General features: G+C 66.6%; 15 protein-coding genes. 7 read left to right on the top strand and 8 right to left on the bottom strand.

The genetic code is table 11. The features are described from left to right. Positions 1-46: 46 nt before the first annotated feature. The 3 genes from Q4610_RS00705 (at position 47) to Q4610_RS00695 (ending at position 2,338) form a co-directional block, all read left to right on the top strand. Entirely contained in the window at positions 47-1,450 is a 1,404-nt protein-coding gene (locus Q4610_RS00705) for an NAD(P)H-dependent flavin oxidoreductase (protein WP_304534832.1), read from the top strand. Positions 1,451-1,461: 11 nt separating this feature from the next. Next, positions 1,462-1,677, top strand: coding sequence for a DUF2093 domain-containing protein (locus Q4610_RS00700; RefSeq protein ID WP_304534104.1), 216 nt, complete (start codon positions 1,462-1,464; stop codon positions 1,675-1,677). 505 nt (positions 1,678-2,182) lie between these two features. Further along, the gene (locus Q4610_RS00695) at positions 2,183-2,338 is read left to right on the top strand and encodes a hypothetical protein (RefSeq protein ID WP_304534103.1); all 156 of its coding nucleotides are present in this window, start codon (positions 2,183-2,185) and stop codon (positions 2,336-2,338) included. Positions 2,339-2,476: 138 nt separating this feature from the next. Here Q4610_RS00695 and astD read toward each other — a convergent pair whose 3' ends face one another. Together astD and Q4610_RS00685 are read right to left on the bottom strand one after the other, a co-directional pair. Beyond that, a complete protein-coding gene (astD, locus tag Q4610_RS00690) occupies positions 2,477-3,880 on the bottom strand; it encodes a succinylglutamate-semialdehyde dehydrogenase (RefSeq protein ID WP_304534102.1) in 1,404 nt (467 codons plus the stop codon). Between the two features lie 2 nt (positions 3,881-3,882). Beyond that, a complete protein-coding gene (locus Q4610_RS00685) occupies positions 3,883-4,911 on the bottom strand; it encodes a DUF1338 domain-containing protein (protein WP_304534101.1) in 1,029 nt (342 codons plus the stop codon). Positions 4,912-4,998: 87 nt separating this feature from the next. On the opposite strand from Q4610_RS00685, the gene Q4610_RS00680 reads away from it, so the two are divergent. After that, complete coding sequence (locus tag Q4610_RS00680; RefSeq protein ID WP_304534100.1) at positions 4,999-5,895, top strand: LysR substrate-binding domain-containing protein; 897 nt, start codon at positions 4,999-5,001, stop codon at positions 5,893-5,895. Between the two features lie 6 nt (positions 5,896-5,901). Here the strand turns inward: Q4610_RS00680 and Q4610_RS00675 are convergent, their stop codons facing one another. Beyond that, positions 5,902-6,921 carry an SPOR domain-containing protein gene (locus Q4610_RS00675; RefSeq protein WP_304534099.1) on the bottom strand — a complete coding sequence of 340 codons (1,020 nt, stop codon included), beginning with the start codon at positions 6,919-6,921 and terminating at the stop codon, positions 5,902-5,904. A 189-nt stretch (positions 6,922-7,110) separates the two neighbouring features. On the opposite strand from Q4610_RS00675, the gene Q4610_RS00670 reads away from it, so the two are divergent. The 3 genes from Q4610_RS00670 to Q4610_RS00660 are packed head-to-tail and all read left to right on the top strand — an operon-like array spanning position 7,111 to position 9,724. Continuing rightward, entirely contained in the window at positions 7,111-7,833 is a 723-nt protein-coding gene (locus tag Q4610_RS00670) for a ParA family protein (protein WP_304534098.1), read from the top strand. Positions 7,834-7,848: 15 nt separating this feature from the next. Then, the gene (locus Q4610_RS00665; RefSeq protein ID WP_304534097.1) at positions 7,849-8,349 is read left to right on the top strand and encodes a hypothetical protein; all 501 of its coding nucleotides are present in this window, start codon (positions 7,849-7,851) and stop codon (positions 8,347-8,349) included. Positions 8,350-8,368: 19 nt separating this feature from the next. Next, positions 8,369-9,724: an SPOR domain-containing protein gene (locus Q4610_RS00660; protein ID WP_304534096.1), complete on the top strand. Its 1,356-nt coding sequence runs from the start codon at positions 8,369-8,371 to the stop codon at positions 9,722-9,724. A 99-nt stretch (positions 9,725-9,823) separates the two neighbouring features. Here the strand turns inward: Q4610_RS00660 and pyrF are convergent, their stop codons facing one another. Genes pyrF through Q4610_RS00635 form a run of 5 tightly spaced genes read right to left on the bottom strand, consistent with a single transcriptional unit; the run spans position 9,824 to position 14,093 of the window. Continuing rightward, positions 9,824-10,498 (bottom strand): orotidine-5'-phosphate decarboxylase, encoded by a 675-nt coding sequence (gene pyrF / locus Q4610_RS00655; protein ID WP_304534095.1) that lies wholly within the window; start codon positions 10,496-10,498, stop codon positions 9,824-9,826. After that, positions 10,495-10,848, bottom strand: coding sequence for a LapA family protein (locus Q4610_RS00650; protein ID WP_304534094.1), 354 nt, complete (start codon positions 10,846-10,848; stop codon positions 10,495-10,497). Before Q4610_RS00650 ends, pyrF begins: the two co-directional genes overlap by 4 nt. 33 nt (positions 10,849-10,881) lie before the next feature. Continuing rightward, positions 10,882-11,751, bottom strand: coding sequence for an aldose 1-epimerase (locus Q4610_RS00645; RefSeq protein ID WP_304534093.1), 870 nt, complete (start codon positions 11,749-11,751; stop codon positions 10,882-10,884). Positions 11,752-11,768: 17 nt separating this feature from the next. Continuing rightward, positions 11,769-13,181 (bottom strand): sugar porter family MFS transporter, encoded by a 1,413-nt coding sequence (locus tag Q4610_RS00640; protein WP_304534092.1) that lies wholly within the window; start codon positions 13,179-13,181, stop codon positions 11,769-11,771. Positions 13,182-13,205: 24 nt separating this feature from the next. Then, positions 13,206-14,093 (bottom strand): SMP-30/gluconolactonase/LRE family protein, encoded by an 888-nt coding sequence (locus Q4610_RS00635; protein WP_304534831.1) that lies wholly within the window; start codon positions 14,091-14,093, stop codon positions 13,206-13,208.

Here is a 14,093-nt window from a genome sequence, read left to right as displayed (position 1 = left end):
TTTTTACCCGGTCGAGGAGACCGGGCCGTTTGTGCAGGAGATGTCGTTGTTCAAGGGGTTGAAGCCTGTCGTCTATGGTGGCCGTGAAGTGTGGCCGCTGGTCGAGGGTGGCAAGGGCGTTGCCGTGTCCAACCATGCCAGTTCAGGCGCCTGGGCGGCGGCCGGCGGCATCGGCACGGTGTCCGCGGTCAACGCCGACAGCTATGACAGTTTCGGCAATCTGATCCCCCAGATCTATCATGGCCGCACCCGTCGCGACCGGCATGAAGAACTGGTCGCCTACGCCATCGACGGCGCGGTCGAGCAGGTGAAGCGCGCGTTCGAGATCGCCGGCGGCAAGGGCGCGATCAACATCAACGTCCTGTGGGAAATGGGCGGCGCGCAGCGGGTGCTGCATGGCGTGCTGGAAAAGACGCGCGGCATGGTGGCGGGCGTCACCTGCGGTGCGGGCATGCCCTACAAGCTGTCGGAAATCGCCGCTTCCTACAATGTCCGCTACCTGCCGATCGTGTCCTCCGGCCGCGCCTTCCGCGCGCTGTGGAAGCGCGCTTATTCCAAGGCGTCGGAATGGCTGGGCGCGGTGGTCTATGAAGATCCCTGGCTGGCGGGCGGCCATAACGGCCTGTCCAACGCGGAAGACCCGCGCGCACCGCAAGACCCCTATCCCCGCGTCCGCGACCTGCGCGCCACCATGCGCGAAGGCGGCATTTCCGACGACGTGCCGATCGTCATGGCCGGCGGCGTCTGGGCGCTCAAGGACTGGAACGACTGGATCGACAATCCCGAACTGGGCGCGATCATGTTCCAGTTCGGCACCCGCCCGTTGCTGACGCAGGAAAGCCCGATCCCGCAGGGGTGGAAGGACCGGCTGATGCAGATCGAGCCGGGCGACGTGCTGCTGCACAGATTCTCGCCCACCGGCTTCTACAGCTCGGCGATCCGCAATCCCTTCCTGCGTTCGCTCGAAGCGCGTTCCGATCGCCAGATTCCGTTCAGCACCGAACAGGCGGGCGATCATACCCACCAGCTCGACGTTGGCGTGAAGGGCAAGAATTTCTGGGTGACGCTGGGGGATCTCAATCGTGCCCGCGAATGGTTCGGCGCAGGCTTCACCTCCGCGCTCAAGACGCCGGACAACACGCTTGTATTCGTGACCGAGGATGAAAAGGCGGAAATCCGCAAGGATCAGACGGACTGCATGGGCTGCCTCAGCCAGTGCGCTTTCTCCAGTTGGATGGACAGCGAAACGAACTCGACCGGCCGCCTCGCCGATCCGCGCAGCTTCTGCATCCAGAAGGCGCTCCAGGAATCGGTCCATGGCGGCGATCTCGACAAAAATCTGCTGTTCGCCGGCCACGCCGCCTATCGGTTCAAGCAGGATCCCTTCTATTCGAACGGATTTGTGCCGACCGTGAAGCAACTGGTCGACCGCATCCTGACCGGCGACTGACGGAAACCGGGATGATGGCGGATATTCAGGGGCTGGCGGTGCTGCACTATGACACGCCGCATTTCGATGTCGTGCGGGCGGGGCAATTCGTGCTGTGCGCCATCTCCGGCGCGCGAATCGACCTGGAGGACCTGAAATATTGGAGCGCCGAATTTCAGGAAGCCTATCGCGGCCCGGAAGAGGCGACACGCGCCTTTCTGGCGCATCGGGGACCGGATTTTCGATAAATGGCCGATCAGGCGGCGCTGCATGCCCACTCATCACATGGGTGGAGGATTTGGCGCCACTTTACTATTCCATGACGGTAAAAACTGCTGTAATCTTTTCTGACGAAGCGACGATAGAGCGCTGAAGGCTGGAAGGATGTTTTTTGATGTCTCGTATCGACGTCTTTGGTGATCGGATTTGCATTGTCTCCAGCCTCCTGATCGTGGGCTGGTTCCTCTACAGCATAGTGGCCTGATCGCTCTTTCGAGCGCGCATTCGCATGATGCCGCCTGCGTTCCGCGCGGGCCTTTTCGTGCATTCGGGCATTGGCGCGGCAAGCGCATCTGGGGTCGTCCCCAAGCAAAGCTATTTCGACATTCTCAATTTAATCACTAGATAAAGCGGCGAGCGTTTCGCTCCGCGGCTTTTGAAGGATGTCAGCTTGCTCCGCGTCACCAACGGCTAAAGCGCACGGTTCCCAGGCGACCACGCCAGGTTTCGTGTTCCCTTGCTGAGGAGAAGACGATGACCCGCAAAATTTCCCGTGCCCGCGATCAACGCCGTGCCCGACCGGCGCAGCACATATATATTCCCCACAGTAGCTGGACGAAGCGCGATGCCACGCCGGCGGCCGGCGCCACGATCGCGCCGGATGATTTCTGGGCACGGCTGGGGCTGTGACCGCTCCAGGCCGTCTGGCGTCCGATCCCGTCAGCGCCATTCGCCCTTGCGCGCGCAGCGCGGCAATCCATGGCGCGCCCATGCATTGCCGTGCTGCCCTCGCAAGGACGCGGTGGGTCAGCCAGACCTCATCCCGCTCTATCGGTCCAGGCCGTTAACCGGCACGGCCGCCACCGCATCCGATTCGAAACTGGCGATGGGATAGGCGCAATAATCGGCGGCATAATAGGCGCTGGGCCGGTGATTGCCCGATGCGCCAAGCCCGCCGAACGGCATGTTGCCCGCAGCGCCCGTGGTCGGCCGGTTGCGGTTGACCACGCCCGCGCGGCTTTCCTCCACGATGCGCCGCCACAGCGCATCATCCTGGGAAACGAGTCCGGCGGACAGGCCGAAACGGGTCGCATTGGCCGCCGCGATCGCGGCGTCGAAATCGGGCACGCGGATGATCGAGAGGACGGGCGCGAATATTTCCGCATCCGGTGCGTCGATGCCGGTCATGTCGATCAGCGCCGGCGTGACGAACGCGGCGCTGTGGCCCTCTATCCCGTCGAAGGAGCGGACGACGCGCCCGCCGCGGGCGATCAGGTCGCTGACGGCGCGATGCGCGGCGGCGGCGGCCTGGTCCGACACCAAAGGCCCCATGAAGGCTTCGCCCGGCGCGTTCCAGGCAGCGATCGGCAATTGCGCGGCCAGCGCGGCGGTCGCTTCCACGATCGCATCGCCAGCCGCGCCTTCCGGCACGATCAGCCGGCGCGCGCAGGAACAGCGCTGGCCGGTGGTGATGAAGGCGGAATTGACGATGATCGATGCGGCGGCTTCGGGGGAATCCCATGCGATCAGCGGATTGTTGCCGCCCAGTTCCAGCGCCATGACGACATGGGGCCGGTCGATCAGCGCCCGGCGCAATGCCGCGCCGGCGCCGGCTGATCCGGTGAACAGCAATCCGTCTATGTCGCCCGCGACCAGCGCTTCGCCGGTCGCGCGACCACCCTGCACCACGGTCATCAGCCCGTCGGGCAGGCCCGCCGCCGCCCAGGCTTCGGCCATCGCCGCGCCGGTGGCCGGGGTGATTTCGGACGGCTTGAATATCACCGCATTGCCCGCGATCAGGGCGGGGACGATATGGCCGTTGGGCAGATGGCCGGGGAAATTATAGGGGCCAAGCACCGCCATCACGCCATGGCCGCGATGACGCAGCACCGCGCGGCCGAACGGCATGTCGGCGGCGCGTTCGCCGGTGCGTTCGGCATGGGCCTTGATCGACACATCGACCTTGGCGATCATCGATCCGATTTCGGCGTCGCTTTCCCAGAGCAGCTTGCCCGTCTCGCGGGAGATAAGTTCGGCCAGTGCGGCGCGCCGCTCGCCCAGCACAGCGGCATAGCGGCGGGCGATGGCGATGCGGTCATCCACGGGCAGCGCGCGCCAGCCGGGCAGGGCGGCGCGGGCGGCGGCGATGGCGCGGTGGCAATCCTCCACGCTTGCGACCGGGCCTTCCCAGACCAGTTCGCGCGACGCCGGATCGAAGGACTGGAGCATCATGTTCACCGTGCCGCGCCGGGGTGTGCATGGGTCATGGCGAAGATGCCGGTGGCGTTGCCGGTATCGAAGGCCAGGTCTGGCCTGCCGGTGTCAGGATCGATGTCACGGCTGATGAATTCGTAGAAGGAACCGGGCACCATGCGCCACTGGCCATCGGCAAACAGGCGCTCGACGCTGTCGGCGCGAAAGGCGGTCTGGCGCACCCGGCCGCTGGCGGAAATTTCCAGCCGTTCCTTCATCGGCCGGCCTTCCGCCTTCAACCGTTCGGCCAGCGCGGCGACATCGGCCACCCGGTCGGTCGCATGGTTGAAGCCATTGCCCTCGGTCGCGATCCAGGCGGCTTCGTTGGATCGGGACAGGAGCAACTGATAATCCTCGAAACCGGGTGGTTCATGCTGGCGATCGAAGGCGGCCAGGATCGACGGCAGGGCGGCCACCGCATCCGCGATCGGGACTGTTTCGCCCGCTGCGTAGCGTGCCAGCACCGCCTGCGCCGCCGCCGTCAGCGGATCGCGCGAAGTGCCGAAAACCCGCGCCGCCGCTTCGCCGAATTCCGGGTCGAACCGATCGACATGCAGTTCGGACAGGAAGAATTGCGGGATCGATTCGGGGAAGTCGGCATGGCGATAGGCGCGGCCGGTCATGTGCAGCCGGTCGAGCGGATAGACCGCCGCCATCGCATATCCCAGCGGCAGGAATATGCGGGTGAAGGCGTCCTCGCCGCCGGGCAGGCCGCCGGTCGGTCCGTCAGGAAAACGGATGGAACGCAGCGCGCCATGGTCGAACATCACCTTGCCCCCGCGCGCCAGCCGGTCCGCGACATAGGCGGCGCCGCTCGGCACCCGGCGCAGCAGGTCGTCGAACAGGCAGATGTTGAGCGCCATGGCGAAGGCGGCGCGCGACACGGTATCGCCGCGCTCGGCCAGCAGGGCGGGGTCGATCTCCAGCCTGTCGAACGTCTGGCGTGCGCTCTGCGCGCCCAGCGTCGCAACCACCAGTGTCTCGATCGTACCTATATTCTCGTTCGACATGATATGCTCCGGGATGACAGCGCCCTTATCGCAGGATATTGAACATTTTCAAAATGGCGACCTGTCATCAGTTGATGCGAGAATGGAATGAATTCTATCCGCAAATGGCTGCCCCCGATGAGCAGCCTGGTCGCGTTCGAAGCGGCCGTCCGCCATGGCGGCTTTTCCCGCGCCGGGGATCAGATCGGCCTGACCCAGAGTGCGGTCAGCCGTCAGATCGCCGGGCTGGAGGACTGGTTGCAGACGCCCCTGTTCGACCGGATCGGACGCCGGGTACGCCTCAATGATGCGGGGCGGGCCTATGCCGACGACCTGTTGCCGGCGCTCGACCGCATCCGTCGCGCCAGTGCGCGTGCGTCTGCCCGACCGTCGCAGAGCGCGCTGCGGGTGGCGACCCTGCCCAGCTTCGGGATGCGCTGGCTGGCCCCGCGCCTGCCGCAACTGACGGCGCGCCATCCCGACCTGGTGATCGACTTTGCCGCCCGGTCCCAGCCCTTCGATTTCGGGCATGAGGATTTCGATTCAGCTGTCCACTTCGGTGTTCCACAAGACTGGCCGGGCGTGGCGATGGACTTTCTGTTCCGTGAGGAAGCGGTGCCCGTTTGCGCCCCTGCCTGGCTGGCGGCGCATCCATTGCGTGCGCCGCAGGATCTGTTGCATGTGCCATTGCTCAGCCAGAGTTCGCGCCGCGACGCCTGGCCGCGCTGGCTGCGTGCGGCCGGGGTGGATGCCTCGGCATTGCCGCCGGGGCCGGCCCATGAACATTTCCTGATGCTGGCGCAGGCCGTCGCCGCCGGGGCAGGGGTGGCGCTGATCCCCAGCTTCCTGATCCGGCCGGAGCTGGAGGCGGGGACGCTGGTGATCCCCTTCGCCCGGCCGCTGTCGACCGATCAGGCTTATTATCTCGTCTATCCGCCCGATACGCTGGCAGGACCGCTGGCCCAGTTCCGCGACTGGATGGTGGAGCAGGCGCGCGGCGCCTGACCCCCTTCACATCTTCCTGGGCATGCAGTCCGATCCCGCCGCCTTGATCGCGCCGCACAGGCGGGCGGCGTCGGCGCTGCTGGCGATCGGCCCGGCCTGGAGCCGGGTGACGGCGCCAGCCTTGACCAGATAGGGCTGGTAGGCGGACAGGCCGCCGACCTTCTTGGCCAGTTGGCTCCACAAAGCGCGGGCGCGGCCTTCCTCGCCAAAGGCGCCAAGCTGGACCCGCCAGCCGCCCGATGCGGACGGGGCGGCGACCGTCGGGGCCGGGCGCGCGGGGGCCGGCTTTGCGACGGCCACCTGCGGCGCAGGTCTGGGCGCGACAGGGGCAGGTTTCACCACCGGCCGGGGCGGCAACGTCACCGGCTGGCTGGGCGTGGAGGGCGGCAATTCGGTCGTGCGCACGGCCGAAGGCGCGCTGCGCGCCGGCGGGGGACTGGCCGACGCCAGGGTCGTGCCCTTGTCCCCCTTTTCCAGGCTGGCGGCGAGGGCAAGGCCCTGCCTGCGCTGGTCTTCGGGAATATATTTGTCCATCTGCTCCAGGCTGGTCGCCGCCTGTGGCAGGCCGGATGCCGATGCCCTGGTCATCAGCGCATAGGCGCGCACCCAATCCTTGCCGATCAGGTCGCCGTTGAACAGCGCGGTGCCGACAATATATTGCGCGCGCGGCTCCCCCCGCGCCGATGCACGCTGGAGATAGGGGATGGCCGCCGCCCGGTCGCCCTGCTGGAACATCAGCAGGGCCAGATTGTCCTCAGCCCGCAAATGTCCCTGCTGTGCGGCCTTGCGATACCAGTCGAGCGCGACATTCAGGTCGGACGGGACGCCGCGGCCCAGCTTGTACGCCTGACCCAGGTTGAATTGCGCGTCGGGATCGCCCCCCTGCGCCAGCGGCCGCCATTCGGCGATCGCCTTGGCATAATCGCCCTGTTGCCAGGCATCGACGCCGGTTTTGACATCGGCCAGTGCTGGCGCGGTCACGCCCATCATCGCGGCGATCGCCGCCAGTCCCAGGATATGCTTCATGCGCTCAAGCTCCCGCGCGAAAAGGTTCACGCCGCGTCTATCGGCAATCAAGGTTAATCTCCTGTTAGCGTCAAGCACCCAAATCTGAATGCCTGTCGTTCCGCTTGCCAAACTTCCCCCAGGATTAACCAAATCTTAGGCGCGGCCGTGGCAATTCCAGCCGGAACTGGATTTTTGTCGGGGGTGGGCGTGCGGATTTTGGCGTTGGCATCGCAGAAGGGCGGATCGGGCAAGACCACCCTGTCGGGTCATCTGGCCGTTCAGGCGCAGATCGCCGGCGCCGGTCCGGTGGTGCTGATCGACATCGATCCGCAAGGATCGCTGGCCGACTGGTGGAACGAGCGGGAAGCGGAATTTCCGGCCTTTGCCCAGACCACGGTGGCGCGCCTTGCCGCCGATCTCGAAATCCTTCGCCAGCAGGGCTTCAAGCTGGCCGTCATCGACACCCCGCCCGCCATCACCATGGCGATCCAGAGCGTCATTTCGGTCGCCGAACTCATCGTCGTGCCGACCCGTCCCAGCCCGCACGACCTGCGCGCCGTGGGCGCCACCGTCGACCTGTGCGAACGCGCGGGCAAGCCGCTGATCTTCGTCGTCAACGCCGCCACGCCCAAGGCGCGCATCACCTCCGAAGCCGCCGTCGCCCTGTCGCAACATGGCACGGTCGCGCCGGTCACGCTGCACCATCGCACCGATTTCGCCGCATCGATGATCGACGGCCGCACGGTGATGGAGGTCGATCCCAAGGGGCGCTCCTGCGCCGAAGTGCAGGCGCTCTGGTCCTATGTTTCGGACCGGCTGGAAAAGAATTTCCGCCGCACGGTCTTTTCCGTGCCCCAGGGCAGCGTCGGCACGATCGGCGCGGCGCGGCCGTCCGGCGGGGGCTTTGGCCGCCGCGTGATCGGCCAGTAAGGGGGGGAATGGACCATGGCTGAACCCAAACCGCTCGCATCCCTGACCTCCGGCCTGCTCGCCCGAAAAGGCGCGGCCCAGCCGGCAATGCGCCGTCCGATGCTCGGCTTCGGCCGTGCGCCCGGCGCTGCGGCCTTGCAGGATGATCTGGGCTGGAACGACATGGGCTTCGATGTAGAGCCCGCACCGCAGCCGGTGGAAGAACCGGCCGCGCCGATCGGCCTGACGCCGATGGCGCCGGTCGTGCCGGTGCCGCCTGTCGTCAAGGAACGCAAGGCGCTGGCCAAGCGGATCGCGGGCAAGGCGCCGCTTGCCAAGGCGGCGGCCCAGGGGCGCAAGTCCGCCTTCACGTTGCGGCTGGATAGCGAACGGCATCTCAGCCTGCGCCTGGCCTGCGCCATCAGCGGGCGGTCCGCGCAGCAGATCGTGACGCAAGCACTGGATGATTTTCTCAATGACCTGCCGGAAATCGACCGGCTGACACAGCAGCTGCCGCATATGCGCGACAGCCAGTGAATGAAGGGTGGGTAAAGATATGAACCGCAAGACATTTGGAAAGGCGGCGCTGTCCTCGCTGATCGTCGCCACCACCATGGTCGGCTGCACGGGTGCGGCTTTCCATCCCCGCACGTCAGCCGTGCAGCCAAAGGCTGATCCGGCCAAGCTGGCCGCCGCCGCCGACAAGGCGCTGGCCAGCCGCAATGCGACCAAGGCGGTGGAGGCCGCCGAAGCCGCAGTGCAGCTTGATCCGCAGAACGGGGCCTATCGGCAAATTCTGGGCCGCGCCTATGTGCTGGCGGGCCGTTTCGCTTCCGCTGAAACCGCGCTGGCCGATTCGCTGGCGCTGGGCAATGCCGATGCGCGCACGATCGTCAGCCTGGCGCTGGTGCAGGTGGCGCAGGGCCGTCCCGATGCCGCGCGCAGCCTGCTGGTTGCCCATGCCGACACCGTGCCCGCCGGCGACTATGGCCTGGCGATGGCGATGGCGGGCGATCCGGCCGAAGGCGTGCGCATCCTGTCCGAAGCGATTCATGATCCGTCGGCAACCGCGCGCACGCGCCAGAATCTGGCCTATGCCTATGCGCTGGCCGGCCGCTGGAAAGATGCGCGCACGCTGGTCGGCATGGACATGGAGCCGCTGGCCGCGAACAAGCGCATTTCCGACTGGGCGCAGATCGCCGAACCTTCTCTCGCGCCGCTGCGTGTCGCCGCGCTGATGGGCGTGACGCTCAGCCAGGGCGATCCGGGCCAGCCGGTCGCGCTGGCGCTCACCGCCCCGGCGCAGGAACAAGCGCCGGTGCAGATGGCGGAGGCCGCGCCTGAATCCGCCCCCTTGCCGGAAGCCCAGCCAGAAGCCCCGGTCCAGGTCGCGGAAGCCTCGCCCGCGCCGCAGCCGGCGGTCGAGCCTGCACCCGCCCCCAAGGCGTCACCGGCACCCGTCCGTGTCGCCGCCCGTGGCTTCATTGTAGAAGATCATAACGCCAGGCCGGTGGCCGCCAAGGCGCGCGCCAAGGCGACGCTTCCCGTCGCGCCGGTCGCGCGGATGCAGCAGGCCGCCTTCATCAAGCCGGTCGGCGCGGGCGCCAGCCATTGGGTCGTCCAGCTTGGCGCCTATGACAATGCGGCAATCGCCAAGGAAAAATATATGAGCATGGCGGGCCGCAACAGCACGCTGGCCGCCTTCCCGGTGCTGACCAGCCAGGCGACGGTCAAAGGCAAAATCTATCATCGTCTCGCCATCAGCGGCTTTGCCAGCCGGACCGACGCGATGAGCGCCTGTCGCACGATCCGGTCGCAGCGGGGCCAGTGCTTCGTGCGCGAAACCGCGCCGAACGCGACACCGCAGCGCTGGGCTGTCGCCAGCCGTGGCCGCCAGTTCGCCTCGCGCTGACCCTATTCTCCCAAGCAAGCCTGAAGCGCGCGTGGCCAAAAGCTGCGCGCGCTTTTTTGCGTCAGAAGCGGCCGGCCAGCGGGGTTTCGTTGTCCTGTTCTACAGCGTCGCCTCGATCGCGCGCGCGGCCATGTCGGGATTGTCCGCCAGGCTGATCGGCCGGCCCACGACCAGGATGGAGGCACCCCGGTCCAACGCCTGCCTTGGCGTTACCGCGCGCTTCTGGTCGCCCAGTGCGCCGCCCGCCGGGCGGACGCCGGGCACGACGAAGAAGCCGTCATGCCAGCCCTGCTTGACCAGCGCCACTTCCTCGCCCGAACAGACGATGCCGTCGAGGCCCGCGCTCTGCGCCAGGTCGGCGAGGCGGCGGACCTGATCCTCGGCCTTTCCGCCCACGCCGATATCCAGCAGGTCGCCATTGTCGAGGCTGGTCAGCACGGTCACGGCGACCACCTTGGTATGCATGCCCGCCGCCGCCTTCGCATCCTCCAGCATGGCGCGGCCGCCGGCGGCATGGACGGTCAGGATCGCCGGTTCCAGCGGGTGCAGCGCCTGCACCGCTTTCGCCACGGTATTGGGAATGTCGTGCAATTTCAGGTCCAGGAAGATCGGCAGGCCGAACTTCATCATCTCATGCACGCCATGATGGCCATGGGCGCAGAAAAATTCCAGGCCCAGTTTCAGCCCGCCGACATGATGCTTCACCTGGCCGGCGAGCGTCTGCGCTCTGGCCAGGTCCGGCGTGTCGATGGCGACATAGATGGGGCTGCTCATGCTGGTCCTGTGGTGCTGGTGTTGGGGGCGAGGGGATCGGGCAGGCCGCCCAGGGCGGGCGCGTCCGGCAGGGGGGAAGCCGGGGGCGGCGGCGCGGCGGCGGCGGTGGCGACCACCAGCGCCTTTTGCGTGCTGTCGAGCCGCCGCTTCAAGCGCCAGCGCGTCGCCCGCGCCATGATCCAGAAGGGCAGGGCGCCCAGCAGGAACGCGCCGATCAGCAGCACGGGCAGCTTGGTTTCCATCACGATGTCGCCCCACAGGCGCACGGTTACAGGGACGTAGTTCGCCATGCAGAAGAAGGCGAGACCCACGGCGATGACGACCCAGAAGGCTGTCCGCAAAAATTGCATAGGCTAGACCCTTTGCTGCTATCTGGCGGCAGCTTAGGCGATCCCGTCCGATTTCGAAAGCGTCTGGTTGATTTTGTCGATCGCGATGGTCATGGACAGGCGCGCCGTGTCGCCGGGGGGCAGCACCGGCATTGCATTCCGGTTGATCGCGTCGGGCATATGACTGACCGGCTCCAGACAGAAATCATTGCTGGCTGGCGGGCGATAGACGTGCAGGAAATCGGCCCCGGTGGCGCTGACCGTCAGGCGCAGCCCGTCGCCGCGCTGGACAATGGCCGGGCCGGTCCAGCCCGCATAGGCATTGTCGACCAGCGTGTCGCCGCGCACAATGGCGGGGCGGGACCAGTCGCCCAGCATATCGGCGGCCGCTTCCCGGTCGGGCAGCATGTCGGGGGTGGACAGCCACAGGCTGCGTGCATCGAACCGGATCGTGGTTGCCGCGTCGGCCAGGAAATAGGGGTGGAAGCCAAGACCGGCGGGCATAGGCGTGTCGCCGGCGTTGAAAAGGGACAGCGACATGAACATCTGCGACGGGGTGAGCATGACATGCTGTTCGGCACGGTAGGACCATGGCCAGCCCGCGTCGCCGGCATGCATGTGGGTCAGCCGCGTGGACGATGGAGCTGTACCACTCGCTGTCCACTTTGCCTGCCAGCCAAAGCCATGGATGCTGTGCGGATGGTCGCCGAAATTGCGGGGGAGCTGATGGCTTCGCCCGGCAAAGGCGAACCGTCCGTCCGCGATGCGATTGGCATAGGGGACCAGCGGAAAGCTGGCCATCGCCAGCGGGTCGGTGGCCTCGTCCGGCGCCCGGCGCAGCAGGTCCACGCCGTCCAGCGCCAGCCACAGCAGCGAACCGCCAGCAGCGGGGGAGAGCGCCGCTTCCAGCGCTCCCGCCCGCAAGAGGATGCGATCGGTGCTCAGCCTTCCATGTCCTCAAGCTCGCGCCCCTTCGTCTCATGCACCATGGCGCGGACGAAGAAGAAGCTGATCGCCGCGAACAGCGCATAGCCGCTATAGGTCACAACCAGCCCCGGCGACACGGCGAGCGCCGGGAAGCTGACCGAGATGGCGGCATTGGCGATCCACTGCGCGAAACCCGCGACCGCCAGGCCCGATCCGCGGATCTGGTTGGGGAACATCTCGCCCAGCATGACCCACATGATCGGACCCCAGCTCAGGTTGAAGAAGATCACATAGAGGTTCGCCGCGATCAGCGCCATCAGGCCATTATGGCCGGGCAGGGTAACGCCGCCATCCGCGCCGGTGACGGCGGTGGAAAAGGCGTAGGCAACGATCGCCAGCGTCACCGCCATGCCGGCCGATCCGATCAGCAGCAGCGGCTTGCGGCCGATCCGGTCCACCAGCATGATCGTGCCCAGGCATGCGCCGATCGACAGTACGCCGGACAATATGTTGATCTGAAGGGCGTTATCCTCCGAAAAGCCGACCGCTTCCCACAGCGTCGCGCCATAATAGAAAACGACATTGATGCCGACCAGTTGCTGAAAGACGGCCAGGCCGATGCCGGTCCACACGATCGGGCGGATCTTGCCGGTTGTCTTGCTGATCAGGTCGGACAGTTTCGGCCGATGATGGTCGGCGGCCAGGCTGGCGCGGATGTCGGCGACCTTGCGCGCGGCTTCCTGCGCCCCGAACAGGCGGGTCAGAACGCTGAGCGCGCGATCGTCATGGCCGCGCGCCACCAGATAGCGGGGGCTTTCGGGGATCACGAGCAGCGCCAGGAAATAGATGGCGGCCGGGATCGCCTGCAACCAGAACATCCAGCGCCACGCCGGATAGTCGAGCCACAGCGGCGCGGTGGAACCGCCAGCATGACGGGCCAGCACGAAATTGGCGACGAACGCGCCGGTCAGGCCGGAAATGATCATGACCTGCTGTACCGACGACAGGCGGCCGCGCACATTGGCGGGGGTGACTTCGGAGATATAGACCGGCGAAATGACGCTCGCCGCGCCGACGCCCAGGCCGCCGATGATGCGGGCGAAGATGAAGAGGGCGGAGGAGCCGGCGGCGCCCGCCAGCAATGCGCTGACCAGGAACAGGATGGCCGCCAGCATCATGACACCGCGCCGGCCGATGATATCGGCCATGCGCCCCGCGCCGAACGCGCCGATCGAGGAGCCGACCAGAATCGCGCCGACATTGATGCCGATGCCCAGCTTGCCCAGGTCGAAGGCCGCTTCCAGCCCCTTTTGCGTGCCGTTGATGACGCCCGAATCATAACCGAACATGAAGCCGCCGATCGTCGCCACGGCGACAATCGCGGCGATGAAGGCCATATTGACCTTCCCGGCGCTCCCCTCAGTCATTGTCGTTCCTTCCAGCTCTCTCTTTTATATCGTTGCGATAGGACCCGGCAGTCCCGCGACACCGGGATCGAAAGCGAACAGATCGCCCGCCAGGGGCTGTTCTGTCAACGTTGTCACGTCCAGCCCCTTGCGCGCGGTCGTGACATAGGCCGTGCGCAGGTCCGGGCCGCCAAAGGCGATCTTGGTGACGTTGGCCACGGGCAGGCGGATTTCGCGCATCAGCCTGCCCGCCGGATCATAGCGGCGCACTGCCCAGCCGCCGAACAATCCGGTCCACAGGCAGCCTTCGGCATCGACAGTGGGGCCATCGGGATAGCCTGCATCCGCCTCGATCCGGGTGAAGAGGGTCGTGTTGCCGACTGTCCCGTCCGGCGCCAGATCGGTGCGCCAGATGCGCTTGCCCACCGTGTCGGTGTGGTAGAGGATGCGGCCATCGGGTGACAGAGCCGGGCCGTTGGTGATCGATACGGCGGGCAGGCCGGTTTCGATGCATCGCCCTTTGTGGAGGCGGTAGAAATGGCCGCTTTCGGCCTGCTCCGCATCATCCATCGACCCGAACCAGATCGCGCCGTCGGGCGCGACGCAGGCGTCATTCTGGCGGTTGCCGGGCAGATGCGCTTCGGGGGCGTGGAGCAGGGTGAAGCTGCCCGTCGCGGGATCGGTGCCCGGATCGAATCTGTGCACGCCCGATTGCAGCCCGACCGCGAACAGGCCGTCGTCGGTCGGGACGATCCAGCCAACCTGACCGGGCGCGGCCCAACTGCGCCCGACGCCCAGCGCCGGGTCATAGCGGTGGATGCGATGCTGCTTGATATCGACGAACCACAAAGCGGCGTCGCGCGCGACCCACACCGGACCTTCGCCCAGTGTCGCGCCGACTGACAGGATGCTGTGCGGATCGGCGCTGCGCAT

The sequence above is a fragment of the Sphingobium cyanobacteriorum genome, assembly GCF_030580935.1.
Taxonomy (GTDB): domain Bacteria; phylum Pseudomonadota; class Alphaproteobacteria; order Sphingomonadales; family Sphingomonadaceae; genus Sphingobium; species Sphingobium cyanobacteriorum.
Note: the sequence above shows the minus strand (reverse complement) of the source record. Positions and strands in the feature narration are given on the sequence as shown.